This window comes from Nostoc sp. XA010 (assembly GCF_020829625.1).
GTDB lineage: Bacteria > Cyanobacteriota > Cyanobacteriia > Cyanobacteriales > Nostocaceae > Nostoc.
Window position 1 is genome coordinate 1 of record NZ_JAIVFX010000010.1, and the last position, 17,311, is coordinate 17,311.

The 17,311-nt window shown below is 43.0% G+C and carries 10 protein-coding genes and 2 pseudogenes; 5 read left to right on the forward strand and 7 right to left on the reverse strand.

Annotated elements, in window-relative coordinates; all coding sequences use genetic code 11:
* Positions 1 to 440 (reverse strand): annotated as a pseudogene (locus LC608_RS16260) (RNA-guided endonuclease TnpB family protein); the annotation flags it as partial.
* A gap of 119 nt (positions 441 to 559) precedes the next feature.
* Between LC608_RS16260 and LC608_RS16265 the strand changes: the two are divergent.
* Positions 560 to 910, forward strand: a pseudogene (locus LC608_RS16265) (DUF3370 family protein); the annotation flags it as partial.
* A gap of 53 nt (positions 911 to 963) precedes the next feature.
* On the opposite strand, the gene LC608_RS16270 reads toward LC608_RS16265, so the two are convergent.
* Entirely contained in the window at positions 964 to 1,881 is a 918-nt protein-coding gene (locus LC608_RS16270) for an AEC family transporter (RefSeq protein ID WP_229554527.1), read from the reverse strand.
* 102 nt (positions 1,882 to 1,983) lie between these two features.
* Between LC608_RS16270 and LC608_RS16275 the strand changes: the two genes are divergently transcribed.
* Together LC608_RS16275 and LC608_RS16280 are read left to right on the forward strand one after the other, a co-directional pair.
* Positions 1,984 to 2,790, forward strand: coding sequence for a D-alanyl-D-alanine carboxypeptidase family protein (locus LC608_RS16275; protein ID WP_229554528.1), 807 nt, complete (start codon positions 1,984 to 1,986; stop codon positions 2,788 to 2,790).
* Between the two features lie 79 nt (positions 2,791 to 2,869).
* Complete coding sequence (locus tag LC608_RS16280; RefSeq protein WP_229554529.1) at positions 2,870 to 4,027, forward strand: DNA cytosine methyltransferase; 1,158 nt, start codon at positions 2,870 to 2,872, stop codon at positions 4,025 to 4,027.
* On the opposite strand, the gene LC608_RS16285 is transcribed toward LC608_RS16280, so the two are convergent.
* The 4 genes from LC608_RS16285 to LC608_RS16300 form a co-directional block, all read right to left on the reverse strand.
* A complete protein-coding gene (locus tag LC608_RS16285; protein ID WP_229554530.1) occupies positions 3,990 to 4,739 on the reverse strand; it encodes a hypothetical protein in 750 nt (249 codons plus the stop codon). The two genes, LC608_RS16280 and LC608_RS16285, sit on opposite strands and share 38 nt — an antisense overlap.
* On the reverse strand, positions 4,717 to 4,968 hold the full coding sequence (locus tag LC608_RS16290) for a helix-turn-helix domain-containing protein (RefSeq protein ID WP_229554531.1): 252 nt from the start codon (positions 4,966 to 4,968) through the stop codon (positions 4,717 to 4,719). Before LC608_RS16290 ends, LC608_RS16285 begins: the two co-directional genes overlap by 23 nt.
* 265 nt (positions 4,969 to 5,233) lie before the next feature.
* The gene (gene mrdA / locus LC608_RS16295) at positions 5,234 to 7,072 is read right to left on the reverse strand and encodes a penicillin-binding protein 2 (RefSeq protein ID WP_229554532.1); all 1,839 of its coding nucleotides are present in this window, start codon (positions 7,070 to 7,072) and stop codon (positions 5,234 to 5,236) included.
* Positions 7,073 to 7,588: 516 nt separating this feature from the next.
* Entirely contained in the window at positions 7,589 to 11,395 is a 3,807-nt protein-coding gene (locus tag LC608_RS16300; protein ID WP_229554533.1) for a DUF4912 domain-containing protein, read from the reverse strand.
* Positions 11,396 to 12,025: 630 nt separating this feature from the next.
* Here LC608_RS16300 and LC608_RS16305 point away from each other — a divergent pair.
* Entirely contained in the window at positions 12,026 to 13,648 is a 1,623-nt protein-coding gene (locus tag LC608_RS16305) for a DUF6798 domain-containing protein (RefSeq protein ID WP_229554534.1), read from the forward strand.
* Positions 13,649 to 13,664: 16 nt separating this feature from the next.
* On the opposite strand, the gene LC608_RS16310 is transcribed toward LC608_RS16305, so the two are convergent.
* A complete protein-coding gene (locus LC608_RS16310; protein ID WP_229554535.1) occupies positions 13,665 to 14,783 on the reverse strand; it encodes a precorrin-8X methylmutase in 1,119 nt (372 codons plus the stop codon).
* A 313-nt stretch (positions 14,784 to 15,096) separates the two neighbouring features.
* Here LC608_RS16310 and LC608_RS16315 point away from each other — a divergent pair, with 313 nt between their 5' ends.
* Entirely contained in the window at positions 15,097 to 17,004 is a 1,908-nt protein-coding gene (locus LC608_RS16315; RefSeq protein ID WP_229554536.1) for a heavy metal translocating P-type ATPase, read from the forward strand.
* Positions 17,005 to 17,311: the final 307 nt, after the last annotated feature.

A 17,311-nucleotide genomic window follows, 5' to 3' on the forward strand; every position in this document is an offset into this window, starting at 1 on the left:
TTACCAGTAGTAGAAAGCTTCCATCCAGTTGTTTTATATTCCACTGAACGACAGTGTTTTTTGAATTTAGGAAACCCTTTTTTACCCTTGGACTTCTTCTTGCAATTAGACGCTCTCTTACGAGACGCTAAAAGCGTAGCTTGCTTCTCTGAAAGAGTACGCGGACTCGCTCTTTGCGCGTCGCTACCGTAAAATCTGCTAATCGCACTCCATGCACGTTCTGCCGCAGATTGCCGAGCCATTGAATTGAGTTCATCAGCAAAAGGAAATTCGGCAGCAAGTACAGCACAATATTTATTGAGGTCGTATTTGCTCAACCCTTTAACATCCATCCATTGCCTCAAGCATTTGTTTTGGATGAATTGAGACGTGCGAATAGCGTCATCTATTGCTCTATACTGTTTGTCTTTTCCCTTAACTTTAAACTCGTGAATTATCATCGGCTCGACCAACCAACTACGATCTTATGCTATCATGATTCGCATAAAAACCCCAAATAAATTTGGCTCATTCGCTTATATCCCCCGAATAGAATTCGGGGGTTTTACGCATCACGTCTCATAAACTCACCTTACCCTTAAGCAACAATACTAACCAAAACCAGACTGTGACTGTTACTTTGGAAACACCTTTGAAGGAAGATAAATTATCCCAAGGTGGTCTGCGTTTCCGCAAACCATCCCTAGATTTTCCTTTCTTCCGTGGTACAGTGCGGCTACGCTACTTTGATGACCAAGGTGAACAAAAGACGCGCTACATACATCTATGGCACAGAACTGGTCAGGTGTTAGAACCGTTGGTGCAGCTTGTACTTCCACCTGCGACTAAGCGGATAGTACAGGTAGATGTGATTTATCCGCCAGATTCGACACCACCGCAAGTGCTGAGTGTAAGAACCTTAGAAAAGTGAGAGAATTTTTCCTGGGGTTTTAAGCGATCGCATCACAGTCCATAAATCTATAATCAAAATAGCCACAGCCAAAGTGGAAGAGTAAGCAGCAATAGTATAGTTCCAGCAGCTAAGGCAGTAACTGCCAGATCGCGATCGAGATTGAATGTCTCAGCAATTACCAGCGTGCCGAAAGCTGGAGGCATCGCCATTTGTAAGACAATTACCTTTGCTGTGGAACCAGTTAATCCAAACAGTGGTAACATACTGCCCAATATCAAAGGAATTAACAGCATTTTGATTCCCAAGCTCATCCCTGCTTGTGGTAGGCTACGCCAAGATTGGAGCAGCGCTAGCCGCATTCCTATTAACACTAGAGATAAAGCTACACTACTCCAAGCAAATTTCTCCAAGCAGAATTCTACTACTGTGGGAATTGTCGCTTCTCGAACCAGCAAGCCAAATCCGAAACTCCATAGGGCAGGATTAATTAAAATGGCCTTAATAATCTGCCAACGATTCTGGACACCGCCGCCAAAACGGGCTGCTATTAGAACACCCAAGCCATAAGCTCCTGGGAATGAACCTAATAAATCGTAAAATAGCGCCCAAGCAAAGTATTCCTTGCCTAGTATTGCTAAGGTGATCGGAAAACCAAGATAACCTGTATTACCCAACATTGCTGCTAATATCAAGCTAGCCTGAGTTGGTGGTTGGGGGACAGTATTTCTAAAATAGGCTTGTCCTTTAATCCCTAACCAAGCTAAAAATGCTCCCAGTAAAATGGCGAGGTAAGCGATCGCAGGTGCAATCCAAATTTGCCCCGACAAGCTAGATTGACGCAAAAACGATACTATGCTGATGGGTACTCCCACCCAAAAAAGAAACTGTCCCAAACGTGTAGGAACTGTCACAGGAAGTTTGCGTCCCAGAATAAAACCTACCAGGACTAATCCTCCCAGCTTGACGTATAGTTCTAAAAGGTTTGTCAAGATTGTGCCTAAGAACCACAGATGTAAAATGCTACCTGTTACGTTTACTTTTGTCCAGTGCAAAATCTGTTATGGTTATCCCACAAAAACAGGAGTTTACCCTTGAATAAGGCTGGGTTTTCTGGAAAACCGCAAAACTCATCGAATGACTTTGGTGATGATATTCCAGTGGCTGTACGCGATACCCCTGATGCAGCGCCTAAAATTTGGTTGCAACCCCGAATTTGGCTTTTTGGGGGAGTTGCAGGATTTATCCTCCTGTCTTTAATTAGCGGTTTATTGTATTTCGTCACTGCACCTAAAAAAACCGCCGATTCTCAACCTTTACCAGCAACTTCTGCTCCTACAACTCCAAACCCAACAGCAGCTAATAATTCCAGCGATACTGTGTTAGGGCATTTTCCATACCCAGAAGCCCCTGAGTCAGAACTAATAACCATCTCCGCAAATAGGGGCTTCAGAATGCGAAAAGCTGCTGCCCAAAAGTTTCAGGAGATGGTAGCAGCAGCGCGGCGTTCAGGTGTAATTTTAGTACCAATTTCTGGCTTTCGCTCAGTCAAAGGCCAGGAGCAGTTGTTTTTTGCTGTCGGTGCCCAACGAAATCAAACGCCAGCACAACGAGCTGCCCTCAGCGCTCCTCCTGGTCATAGCGAACATCACACAGGTTATGCTGTGGATGTTGGAGACGGATCAGTACCAGCAACTAATCTCCAAACTAACTTTGACAATACCAAGGCTTATCAGTGGCTGCAAGCAAATGCACCGCGTTTTGGCTTTGAAATGTCATTTCCTAAAGATAATGCTCAAGGTGTGAGTTATGAACCGTGGCACTGGCGTTTTGTAGGCGATCGCAATAGCTTAGAAATGTTCTACAAAGCCAGAAATTTGAAACCAGCTAAAGTGCCTTAATAAAAGTTTAACTAGAGATTACTATCTTTTTATAAAGGAGTTGGTTGACGATATCCTTTGAGTACTATAGTATTCAAAAATGATACATAAGATTATTGACTTATTTGCTGGTGCGGGTGGTTTGACAAAAGGATTTCACATGGCAGGCTTTGAATCTCTGTGTGCAATCGATGTAGATGCAAAAGCCTTGGCGACCTACAAGTACAATTACCCAAAAACTAAAATAATTCATCAGGACATACGTAAGGTTAGTCCTGATGAATTACGATTAGCGTTGGGCTTACGGCAAGAAGCACCAATTCTGTTGATTGGCGGCCCCCCGTGTCAGGGATTTTCTAGAAATATCCCTGCTGGTTACCGCTACCTCAATGATTCCCGTAACCTGCTATATCGAACGTTTTTGGAATTCGTAGAGGAGTTTAGACCCCTTTATGTTGTAATGGAGAACGTGCCTGAAATCTTGAAAGCTTACAATGGCGTAATTAGAGAAGAAATAACAGAAAAACTTGAATCATTGGGCTATAAAGTTGTCTCTTCATCATTAAATGCTGCACACTATGGAATACCACAAACCAGAACCAGAGCTTTTTTTCTAGCTAGCCTGGATCACTCCCCTCATTTTCCTAAACCAACACATTTTGGTGATATTAGAAGTGACTATAGAACTACAAAACATTGTAATCAACTTAATTTGTTAGAAGCAAATATTTCTCCACTTGTCACAGTCAGAGATGCGATTGGAGACTTGCCACCATTAAATGCAGGACAAGACTATGACGCTGAAGTTTATCCTTCTCCTCCACAAAGTACATATCAAGCGATGATGCGTCATGAAAGCATAAAAATTGTTAATCATGTTGCTCGTGCTTTGAGTCCAATTCAATTTTCGAGAGCTCGTGCTCTTTCTGAAGGACAAGATGCTAGGGACTTACCTTCTGAATTAGCTCCCAAGAAACACTACAGTGGTGCATACGGGAGACTTTACTGGGATAAACCAGCGAGAACTATCACCAGATGGGTCTTCCATCCAGGATCGGGTAGGTTTTTTCATCCTACTCAACATCGAACAATTACAATACGCGAAGCTGCAAGATTACACTCTTATCCAGATGATTTCCACTTTTTGGGAACATATACTGATATGGCTTCTCAAATTGGTGAATCTGTACCTCCCCTACTAGGTAAAGTGATAGCCTCATCTATTCTTCAAGCTTATCCTCAGAAAATTGGGTATTGATTTGATCTTGCAAAGCAGAGAGAACTGTCTCCACATATCGATCAAGCGTAAGACGAGTTCTTTCAACTGTAATACGAACCGCCTGTGTAGGAATAGTTCTAGCTCGAAAAAGTTGTTTCTGATTTTTGTACCAAACTAATTCTATTTTGCCTGCAATGCTTCCCTGTAGTCCAGCCCCTAATCCCCCAGTAGTTCTATCTACCGTCCAAGCCCAAGAAAAGGTATTTGGGTCAAGAGGATTGAGTGGAAACTCGCAGTAAATATACTCGTAGCCTTTGATAGTTTTCAGTAATATGCCTTCATAACTATTTACAACGCTTTGCGCTGCCTGACTCAAAATAATCTTCTCGTTCCAATGTTGGACAATCGCTGATCCAAGCTCATTAGGCAAAGATTGCTCAGTCAGACCAGGAAAACCCAGTTGGACAGCCTTCTTGATAACATCTGCTCTCTGAATGACAAACAAAAATGGATTTGTAAAGTTGAGGCTATTCAGTTGGAGGGATTTGAGTGACCAACCAGTTTTAGTCACTAAGTCAACAGCATCATAGAGAAGCTTGCTACGTCCCAAAGCGGGATCTAATAAAGGAATATCCTTAACATAATGAAAAATTGCTTCCCACGTATAATCTTCTATCGAGCCGATGACTGGAGATGCAATGGTAGCAATAATGGCTTGGCTTAATCTTTCAATCTCGTTGTCCGTCAACACTGAGGGATTCCTCTACAGCTTGTAAAAACTCGCTCATTGTGATACCTAAAGCATTAGTAATATGGCTGAGAACTCTAACAGATGGACTTTTTAGCCCTCGTTCAAGCTGGCTAATGTAAGTCCTGTGCAGACCTGTCACTTCTGCAAGATACTCCTGTGACCAACCTTTTTCTGTGCGATGACGCTGTAGTTCTAGCCCTAAAATTTGGTCTAGTTTACTGGGCTGCATAAAGAAAAAGCCTAGTATTTTGAATACAAAAGTTCTACAGACTAAAGTATTCAAAATATCAAACACAGATGTTCGGCAAAGATGCGAAGATTACTTAACGTGAGTTCGACAAGTCTTATTTGACCTCTCCCCCAACCCTCTCCGTGTCGGAGAGGGGAGCAAAAAGCTGAATTTTTCGTTGTTCCTCCCGTTTCGGAGAGGAAGGCTGGGAGGGAGAGGTTCATCGAACTCACGTTTACTTACCTCTGCTCAAATAGACCGTTATTCAACTCCTACGGCTATTTCCTGGCTTCTCAATCGCTGGTTTCTGATACTTACCTGGATATTTGCGCTGAAAATATTCTTCCATAATTTGCAAGATCATCGGTGCAGCAATGCTACCACCCCCGCCGCCGGAATGTTCAGCAAATGCCACAATCAGAATTTCTGGCTGTTCAGCAGGTGCATAGGCTCCAAACCAAGCGTGATTTTGCTTAACACGCCCCTTCCACGCTTCAGCAGTACCACTCTTACCAGCGACTGGGGGAACTGTTGGCTGCTTCAAAGCCTTACCTGTACCTTCAGCTACTACTTTCCGCAATCCCTGACGGAGAACACTTATGGTTGTCGGCTTCATATTTAAAGATTCTCGCCAGCTTTTTGCTTCTTCATTGTCTTTAAGCAAATGTGGCTGGACGCGGTAGCCACCATTAGCAGGCACGGCAAACATAATGGCGACTTGCAAAGGTGTAGTTTGTAAAGCACCTTGACCAATTGACATATTAATGCTGTCGCCTACAGTCCAAGGTATTTTCCAAGCTTTCTGCTTCCATGCTTCATCCGGCACTAAACCTTTTGCCTCTTCGTTGGCAAACTCAAAGCCGGTTTTTTTACCAAATCCATATTTGCGAGTCCATTCAATTAAAGTTGGGCCGCCGACTCCGCGACCAATTTGATAGAAGAAGGTATCACTACTCCACTGTAATGCGCCGACAAAACCCAATGGCCCGAATCCGGCGTGATTCCATTCACCAAATCGGGTACCGCCAAAGTTTAAGGAACCGTAGGTTTGCAAGACTGTGCTAGGAGAAAATTTACCTGATTCTAACCCGGCTGTGGTGGTGACAATTTTGAAGGTGCTAGCGGGTGGAAAGGCACTGAGAGCGCGATTAACCAAGGGATGATCTGCACCTTGTACAGTTTCCCAATCTTTTTGGGTAAGTTTCTGTTTCGAGAAAATATTTGGATCAAAGGTAGGGTGAGATACCATTGCTAAAATGGCACCATTCTTTGGGTCAAGTGCCACGATCGCACCGTCGCGATCGCCTAAAGCTTTTTCTGCTGTCTTTTGCATATCTACATCTATAGTCAAGTGCAAATCGCGACCAGGTTTCGCCTGCTTCTCACCTAAAACCCGGAGTGGCCGACCTGCACCATCCACTTCGATCTGCTGACCGCCCCATTCGCCCCGCAGGCTTTTCTCATAAGCTTTTTCAGCTCCCATTTGACCAATCACATCACCTAATCTGTAGCCTTCCTGCTTCTTTTCTTTTAACTGGTCGGCGGTCAGTTCTCGCGTATAGCCTAATACATGAGCTAATTGCTTGCCGTGGGGATAGTAACGAACGGCTTCTGTATGAATTTCTACGTCTTTAAGTTCGGTTTGATACTCCTTCAATGCTGTGATTTGCCCTTCGTTCAAGTCACGAGCAATTCGTATGAGTGAAGAAGAGTTAGCACCTGCCTCTTCTAGTTTTTTTTCAATCTCTTCTTGGGGAACGTCAACAATTTGAGATAGACGCGCTCCCACAACTGACCATGCTGGCTTGGTATGTGCCATCGGCCACAAATATACAGAGCGGGGATAGCGAGTACTGGCTAAAAGTTTGCCATTGCGATCAAAAATATTGCCTCGTTCTGGTTGTTTGGGGATCATCCGAATTCGATTTGACTCAGCTCGTTTTCGGTGGCTTGCTCCTTCAGTAATTTGCAAATATGCTAAACGAATGCTGATTCCTGTCAGCATCAATAGAGTAAATATAATTAAAAATATTGGCTGGAAACTCCGTCCGACTGTACGTGTATTTTTTTGCCCGCCAAGTGGAGATGGTTTTAGGAAAGTCATAAAGCAAAGAGAATTGTAAAATTAAAATTATCTATCTGTAAATAACTCTGCTAAATTATTAGCAGGTATTTAACGGCAAACTAAGTGGCAGTGATTAATTGTTTTCAATTGATACCATAAGCTCATCTCTTCCATTGCCTGACCCAAAGGTTTTTTGAATTTTGAACTTTGCACAGTAGTGGTCTGTCCCATTAATTTTGCTGTGTTCGTAGTAAGTACTGAATTACTTAAAAATCTAGGACTAAAGTCCTTACTACGAAATTTTTCAGCCCTCATAACTAATGCGATAAACCACTAATGGTATATCGCATTAGTTATGAAGAGTAAATCAGTTTTTAAGTTTCTCTTCCTTATCTCTCAATACGGTTCGGTTAACAAAGTTATCTGTTGAGACGAGCTGTTCTTGAGCAGGGGGAGAAGAGAAGCACAGGAAGAGAAATTGCTTAATAATAACTCTCTTCCCTCCCCTGCTTATCCGAACCGTATTGGGGTTCGAGGGGATAATTTAGGAAATTACTAGCTTTCGGAAGTTTCCTGGGAGAACTTCTTATGGATGGTTTTAGTAGATTCCCCATCAGCAGCTACCGTTATGAGATAGTCCATTAAACCATCTGAAAAGGGAAGACGTAGGTGGAAAGTACCATCAGGTTTGATTTTGATGGAATGGCCACCAATGTTTACGCTTGTATTTGGTTGGGTTGCTCCGTGAATAATCAACTCAGCATCTGCTACAAACCAAAAATCTTCGTGGGAACGGCTGAAAACCCGAACATTAGGTGAACGGGCTATGAGTAACCAACGTAGTTCACCGCCGTAGGCATCGCCACCAGCGATATAGCCAATTTCAACCATGTAGTCGCGATCGCTGACGGGAATAGCCACAAAGCGATCGCGTGTTACCTCTTCACATTCATACTGCTGTACAAGCTGGGGACTTTGATAACTCAAGTCAATCCCTGTCACATCATACAGCCGCACTACCAATTGGGAGCCGCCCTGTTGTCGCACTGCTTCGTTCTGAGCCTTGGAAATGTGCCAAGAGACATAAGCCCATTTGGGAGTGCGGGGTGTGAGCAAAATACTGCTCTCCTCTTCACTACTCTCTTCTGGGACATCTACCAAGCCAATAGGTGTTTCGCTTGTTAACGCTACATCTTCAACGGTGGAATCTGTATGAACAATAGGTGTTTTGCTTGTTAACGCTACATCTTCAACGGTGGAATCTGTATGAACAATAGGTGTTTTGCTTGCTAATGCTACATCTTCAACGGTGGAATCTGTATGAACAATAGGTGTTTCGCTTGCTAAGGCTACATCTTCAACTATGGGATCTGTAGTCACTGGACTGAAGACACGAACGATCGCTGAACGGGCGATGAACAACCAGTACTCGCCATAAGCGACATAGCCAATTTCAGCTATGTAATCGCGATCGCTGCTGGGAATTTCCACAAAGCGATCGTGTGCTGTCTCGTCACATTCATACTCCTGCACCAGGTGGGGACTTTGATAACTCAAGTCAATCCCAGTTGCATCATACAGCCGCACTACCAATTGAGAGCCACCCTGTTGGCACAACGCTGCCTTCTTGGTTTCGGAAATCTCCCAAGAGACATGAGCCGATGTAGAAGTATGCGGTGTGAGGACAATACTGCTCTCTTCTTCACTGATCTCTTCTTGGGCATCTGGCAAGTGAATATCTGTTTCATCAGCAATCCCTACATGATCAACTACGGGATCTGGAAGGACTGGACTGAAGACACGAACAATTGCTGAACGAGCGATGAACAACCAGCAATCGCCATCATTGATATAGCCAATTTCAGCTATGTAGTCGCGATCGCTAATGGGAATTTCCACCAAGCGATCGTGTGCTGTCTCGTCACATTCATACTGCTGGACAAACTGAGGGCTTTGGTAACTCAAGTCAATTCCAGTTGCATCATACAGCTGCACTACCAATTGAGAGCCACCCTGTTGGCGCAACGCTGCCTTTTTAAGTTCGGATATTTCCCAACAAACATGAGCCGATGTAGAAGTATGTGGTGTGAGCAAAACACTGCTCTCTTCTTCTGCATCTACCAAATCAACGGCTGTTTCGGCTGCGATTGGCACATTTTCAACTGTAGTATCACTTTCTCTTTGGGTATCTGATCCAGAAATGGTAGTCCAGCCTGCAATTCCTACGCCTGCTGCTACCGCAGCACCCGCTAAATCTGTGGAGTCAGTTTCAGCAATACTTTCTTCAACAATAGGCTCTGCTTGAGATTCTTCCTTTGGCAAATTGACAGTGGGTTCAGCAGCATCCGCTACCACATTGAATAAATCTTCTTCTGATAATTCTGGCAAATCGAGCAGTGAGGATGTTTGTGCCGTTGATGGTTCTACATTGGCTGTCACTTCCTCAGATTCTGGTGAGGGCAATTCATCTACTGAGTCTGTATCTTCAGTTGAGGTAATACTCTGTAGCCAGTTCAATTCTGCCTGAAGTTGCTCATTTATCTGCTCTTCATTAATTTCTGTGTCCCAATATGCAAAATCAGATGTTATTTCTGGCACATCTGGTAATTCTGGGATTGGGGTTGTCTCCTCAGATAAAGGCAGTTCTACATCAGATTCTGGAATATTAAGCAGGTGAGGATATGAAGTATTTACTACAGCTGCTGGGGCTTCTATGTCCCATTCAATTTCATCAGAATCCCAGGCAATTTCATCAGAATCAGACTCAGGATTGTTAGTCTCAGTATAATTACTTTGATTATCTGTCTCAGCAATTGCATCTGTTTCTGTTTCTTTGTTGTTAAAGGCAGTCCAACTAGCCGCCCCGATACCCGTTGCTAAAGCCGCACCATTAGTTAAAGCTGCTGCTCCTAAGTTATTATTTTCTGAGCCATTAGCTACGCCTGATGTTGTGTTTTCATAGGAATTAGAGGTGCCATTAGTTCCTCGGACTAAATTTGATGTCCCTTGAGTAGCATTGTGGGTTAGGTCAGATTCTGTTTGAGCATAGATGTTGAAAGGAGTGCGCTCAGGGCTTTCTTGCTCTTGCAAGTGCGGCACTGCCTGCTCCTCAAGCATCGCTCCGTTAATGGAGGGAGATGTGCTGGCGTTGAGGACTGCCATTTCTCCATCTTCTGTGCTGGGTGGACGAGGATCTGATTCTGGTAAGTTGTCTATTTTCTCAGTAGACAATGGGCGTTTTCCCAAAACCCACCATAGAAACGCTCCAGCTACAGGAGTAAAAAACAAAGGTAGGAGCAACCAGAATGGTGTTTCTCTATTGATAATTGGACTGGGTTGTGCAGTAGCAGGAGCCACAAATGGCTGTTCGGCAAATGCAGAAGTAGTTGCACTAGGGGAAGGCGTAGCAGCAGGTGTCGTCTGGACACCGGGGGAAGCCGTGACAGTTTGTAATACGTTGGTTGCGATCGCCTCTGCTTCGGCAGTTCTACCTTGTTCTATAGCCTTCTTTCCTGGATCTGCAAGGGTAAAGCCGAGAAAATCTACTATGCTTAAACTCGGATTTTTTTTGTAAACGTAGACTAAAGGTTGCGAAAAGGGATATTTCTCATCACCTGGTAAGGCTTTATCTAATTGCAGAACTCGCACACCTTTCAATTTTGATACGTCATTAGCTAATACATAGCTGATGCCGTCTTTGTCCAGTTGTTTGATAATTTCTGCGGTATTATCCTCAGTTAGTTGGGTAGCATTGTTCCCTGTAGTAAATTCAGCAGTCTTGAAGGCTGGGTAAGTCCGAAAAGTATTGCGAGTTTCACTCGTGTTAGGGTGATCGATTAACCGAATCTTCCCTGGAGGGCCTCCTAATTGTGACCAGTTTGTAATTTGTCCTCGGAAAATCCGGGCGAATTGCCTACTAGTCAAGTTTCCTTTAAAAGGATTATCTTCACCAACCACGATCGCAATCTTCTCACGGCGCAAGCGAAGTTGCTCTAGTCCTTGGGCTTTTTCTGCTGGCGTCAACCCACGTCCCATTGCTGCTATGTCGATTTTGCCATCTAGTAATGCTTTCAGTGCCGTATCAGTGCCGTTAGCAGCAACTTCAACCTTTGCGCCGGGATACTGTTTTTCAAAATTTTCTTTCAGGCTTTGGTTGATTGCACCCAAGCTAGTTGAACCATCAATCCGCACTGTCGCCCCATTCTGCACTGTTTGCGGCAGTGTAAAAGAGGGAGCTTCAGGTTTAGATTGTGCCAGCATGGGTTCTGACACCAGTAAACTTGCTGCCATAGGGGTGGTGGCTAAGGTAAGCCATAATACCAGTCGGACTATCGAAATATCTTTTTTTTCTTGTTGCCACATATGCCTCTTAATTAAAGTAAAAAATAGAAAGCCTGCCAGCCTTAATCATTATCTTTTTATGGATTATGCAGGAGACGCGCTAATTATACATCCCTGTTATATTTCTTATCAGTTATTGTAAATATTTGTGTCACTATATACCTGGTCTGTTAACTCTTTTTACTTTGCTGGACAAAATTTATTTAACTAAATTTTATGCTTAAGTGTTATTATATATACTTTGATTACGCATTACTGAATGATGGTCATGCTGGAAAAACTAGCTAAATAAATAATAAAGATAGTATATAGCGGTTCCCGCATGAGTAAGGTACAGAAAAAATAATTAACCACCAATGAACACACATACTCATAAAGACTCGGTATTGCCGTGTCCATACCCACTACTCATTGAAACGAGATATCGCTATAAACAAATTAAGTATATTGTTTGGTATCAAATTCAACAGTTATCAGTTAACATAATTGGGTTTAAGTACACTACTCTATCAGCAAACAATTAACTGATAACTATTTTAAACCCCCTATTATCCGCTTGATAACTGTTGACTATTCACTAGTTTAAGCTTTACTTAAATAGTGTAATAATTATACATTTTAGGTCTTTTTAAGATGTTTAAATTGCCAGAGATGAGTCAACAAAATCTACACAAAAAATCAGCTTTGGCAGATCCGGCTTGGCTAGTATTAGAAATCATCGCAGTCTTGGCATTAATCTGTCTTAAGAATTTGTTGTTTGATATCATGGCAAGTAATGATATTGACGCTCTACCTTTAGCAAGACAGTTCGCCGATCATAGCTGGGTTCCGGGAGATTGGTCTGTTAACCAACCACCTGTTTATCGAGTGTTGTTCCAAACTTTATTTGGCTGGATCATAGGAAAATTGGGGTTTCTGGCTAGTTCGATAATAGGGCGGTTATTTTGCTACAGCTTGATAGCTTGGGGACTAGTACTCATAGGTCGAAAACTAGGATTGAATTTGCTATTGTTGATATTGGCGGTTGCAATGTTCCTCTCAGGAAATCAAGGTGTTGCTGCTGGGGAAAGGATCATAGGAGCGCTAGAAACAAAAATATTTGCTTATGCTATGGTTTTGTTGGCCATAGCGTTCATGCTAAGGAAACGTTATCGCCTGACGGCTTTTCTGTTAGGGCTAGGAACTTCATTCCATGTTCTAGTAGGCGGTTATGCAACTCTGTTTGTACTAGTGTGGGTGATTTTAAGACGAAAAACCCGTTTTCCTAGTATGCGAGAATTGGGGTTTATTGTTCCTTTATACCTGATAGCAAGTGTATTCGGTCTAAAACCGATAATCGAAGAGTTGTCCAGCCCAACCCCTACAAGCCCCATATCGATTTCTTATATATATGTCTTTCTCAGGATGCCCCACCATCTGAATCCCTTATCATGGCCTGCACATTGGTGGATAACTCCTATATTTTTTCTTGTAATGCTCGTGAGCAGTGCTGGCGTTCTTTGGTTCAATCGTCCAACTAAAGCGCTATCTCAACAGTTTGAACAGTACGAAGCTCGTATAGGACTATTTGAATTTACCCTGATCAGTCTAATCCCATATCTACTGGGAGTAGTCGTTGCTCCATTCGACTCTCAAGGAAGCTTGCTACAATATTACCTTTTCCGCGTAGGTGACGTAATGTTGCACCTCAATGCCTGCTTTTTGTTTGTCTGTGCTTTGGATCAAATCTTCACAAGTAGAAAACAACAAAAAGTGTTGGTATTTCTATGTAGTCTGGCGTTGAGTATAAGCATTGTCAAAGGATTCCATAACTTTCAGAAATATTTTCAGTCCACACTTAATTTTCCTAACGAAGTGCAAAAGGTAGATCCGCAGTGGAAAGATATGGCTGCTTGGGTGCGAAAAAACACCTCAAAAAATGCCATATTCATATCTCCACCGGTTGAATTTGCTAACTTCATCTGGCTAACAGAGCGTCCAACCATTGCTAAATATAAGCTCATGGCTCAGACTAAAACTGCGACATTAGAATGGTTTTCACGTATGCGTGACTTGAGTGGTAACTTTAACGGGGTTGATCCATTAACTAAATTTAATGAAAAACTACTTACAGACGGCTACAATAATTTGACAACTGACCAGGCTAAGGCACTAATCATAAAATATCACGCTTCGTATTTAGTAACTCGCATTCAACATCAGCTATATTTGCCAGTTGCTTACCGTAATAAATCTTATGTTCTTTATCAAAAACAGCAAGATTGGAGCTACTAAAAATTGATAATTTATTCTATGAATTACTTTGATTGAGATAACAATGACAATCTGGTTTATCAATCAATGACTCCACCAAGGCATTCAGAGCAGTAGCAGCTAAAGCGCCACCTCCCAAAGTGCCTGCAACTGTAATAAAAGGTATCTCTTGTTGCATCAGTTGTCGCTTGGCTGCGGGAGCATGACTAAAGCCAATGGGCATTGCTATTATTAATGCAGGCTGAATTTTCTGGTTGGTAATCGCCTCACAAACTTCTACAAGTACTGAGGGAGCATAACCAACCACCAGGATACAAGCCTTACTTACTTGCTGCAATTTTTCTCGCCATTCTCGATGCTGCCAAAAGGCAACTTCTGCTTCTGTAGCGGTGGTAATATGGGGATTATCAATCAAGGTTTCAATGTGGCATCCCAAGTGAAGTAATCGGGTTTGATCTAAAGCAGCAGCAACCGTTTGGGTATCGACAACAATTTGACACCTTGAAGATAAAGCTTCTCGACTAGCTGCGATCGCACCTGGACTCAATTTAATAAAGGATACTAAACTCACATCGCCACAAGCTAAAACCAACTGAGAAATTAAGTGTTGTTCAATTTCCGAACGGTGAGATAAATCAGGTAGTAAGCGTTGTAGCGATTCTGAAAAAGCTTCCGAGTGGGTATGAATTTCTGCATCCAAGCCACTCCAGAGATTTTCCAATCCCCCCAATCCAGCTTGAGTTTCGACATCAAGTAACTTGAGTTGCGCCAAAACTTCCGCCTGCATAATTTGACAATGGCGATCGCGCCCCAATAATCCTTCTAATGCTGATGCAGTTTGTCGCAGTTGAGAAATTTGTTGCATTACCGCGCGATATTGCTGCTGGAGTTGTCCCATCAGGTTAACCGTTGTATCGGCTTCTGGTTCCACCTCCAAAATATTGCGGATATGGTTTAGCTGAAACCCTTGCTGCTTGAGTGCTACAATCCGTTGCAACCGCAGGACATCTTTTTTGGTGTAGAGACGGTAATTACTAGGCGATCGCACGGGTTGCGGTAATAGTCCTAATTGATGGTAATGGCGCACCATGCGCGGAGTTAAACTGCCGCCCACTGCATCGGTAAGTTCTTTAATAGTTAAGCAACCAGCGTTCATTATCAATATATATTCGCTTTAGCATAGATTTTTTCCTACTAGTGCAATTTTAAAGCTAACAGTTAAATCGTCCCATTTACCTACATCCCGCTTTTGAAAAACACTCCCAGAACCCAGATAAAAATTTAACTCTGCGTACCTCTGCGCTTCCCTTAGCGCCCCTACCCTGCGGGAAGGCGTACCCCTACGGGGAAGCAAGCTACGCGTAGCGTCTCGTAGAGAAACGCCTATGCATTTCAAAATCATTATAAACCTTGACATTAACATTAATGTCAAGGTTTAGCATGAGAGAGTCCTTGTTAATTCACATCTCATGCTCTACCCACAGCGTTTTAACCAATTCACCAGAGAACACGCAGATACCTTAGCAGCCCTCCTTTGTGGGTTACTGCTATTTCTCGGATGGTTCGCCTTACATCTTGGCGCTTTAGGATTAGCATTCCTGCTGCTACCTGCTGCTTATGTAATTGGTGGTTACGAAAGTGCGCGGGAAGGATTGACTACTCTCTTCAAAGAAAAAGAACTCGATGTAGATTTGTTGATGATTGTGGCGGCGATTGGTGCTGCTAGTCTCGGTTTATGGCGAAGAGAATATCATCTAATTATTGATGGGGCAATTTTGATTCTCATCTTTGCCATCAGTGGCGCACTAGAAGGTTACGCCATGCAGCGAACTGAGCGGAGTATCAGGAGTTTGATGAGTTTGACACCAGATACAGCAAGGGTTTTGCTTCAGGGAAGGGAAGAAGAAATTCCTATCAGTCAGCTAAAAGTCGGTAATGAGATTGTCGTCAAACCTGGAGAGTTAATTCCTACTGATGGGATAATTTTATCTGGTTACAGCACCCTCAATCAAGCTGCAATCACGGGCGAGTCTTTACCTGTAGAGAAAACAGTGGGCGAAGAAGTATTTGCTGGCACACTCAACGGTTATGGTGCATTGCAGATTAAGGTACACAAACCAGCCCAAAGTAGTTTAATTCAGCGTGTGATTCGCTTGGTAGAACAAGCGCAGACAGAAGCACCACCTTCGCAAGAGTTTATTGATCGCTTTGAGAAAGGATATGCCAAAGTCATTGTAGTCGCTGGGATATTACTGGCAATTTTACCGCCATTCCTCTGGGGCTGGGATTGGGAAACAACAATTTATCGCGCCCTTACTTTCCTTGTGGTGGCTTCTCCCTGTGCGCTGATGGCTGCAATTATGCCCACCCTGCTTTCAGGAATCGCCAATGGTGCAAGACAAGGGATTTTGTTTAAGAATGGGGCGCAGTTAGAGAAAATTGGCAAAGTCCGAGCGATCGCATTTGATAAAACTGGTACTCTAACAACAGGACAGGTGCAGGTATTCCAGGTAGTTTCAGTTAATGAATACACAGAATCAGATGTATTAAAAATTGCTGCTAGTGTAGAATCATCTTCCGAACATCCCATTGGTAAGGCAATTGTGCAGGCAGCTGGTGATTTAAATTGGGTTGGTGCAATCCAAGTGCAAGCTATACCTGGACAGGGAATTATCGGAATTTTACAACAACAACAGGTAATTGTTGGCAATGCCGTTTTTGTGCAGCAGTATGTGACAAATTTACCGGAAGAATTGCAAGAAATAGTTCAATTTTGGGAGCAACAGGGTAAAACTGTGGTTTGGGTAGCACAGGGAGTAGAGGTGATGGGTGTAATTGCGATCGCAGATGAAGTAAGATCGCAAGCAGCCGCAACCATTACCCGCTTAAAGCAACTGGGAATTGAGCAAATTGTCATCTTAACCGGGGATAATGAAGAAACTGCTCAAAGTGTCGCCAAAGCAGTAGGAATCGAGCGGGTATATGCTCAACTCTTACCAGAAGATAAGCTTGATGTTATTCGCAGTCTACAGCAACAATATCAAACAGTTGCAATGGTGGGCGATGGAATTAATGATGCACCAGCTCTAGCCCAAGCATCTGTAGGTATAGCGATGGGAATATCTGGCAGTGATGTGGCATTAGAAACCGCAGATATAGTACTGATGGCAGACAGGTTAGAAAAAATTGCGGTGGCGATGCATTTGGGAAGGCGATCGCAATCCATAGTCAAACAGAATATAGTCGTAGCGTTGGGTTTCATTATGTTGCTTTTGGTGGGCAACTTTCTCGGAAGTATTAACCTACCCATTGGCGTAATTGGGCATGAAGGCTCTACAGTGTTAGTTACCCTCAGTGGTCTAAGATTGCTGAAATAAAGCGCTCTATTTGCGAGAGGTTGCACACATTTTCATAATAGGCTATGCCAAATTAGGCATCTAATATTTCTGGCGTTGCAGAAAAAACGGGATGATTTAGCAACTTCTAAAATTCCCCCCCTGCTTCCCCCAATTTATCCCACTGTTCTGCAACGTTATATTTCTTTTGCGATCGCTTCTGTAAGTAGCAGCTATCACCATGTTAATTTTTTAAAAGTCGGGTTGCATAAATACGGGATAAATTGGCGCGTGAAAGCATTGATAACTCGTTCCAAATTCGGCTAAATTATCCTATGATTCAGCAACG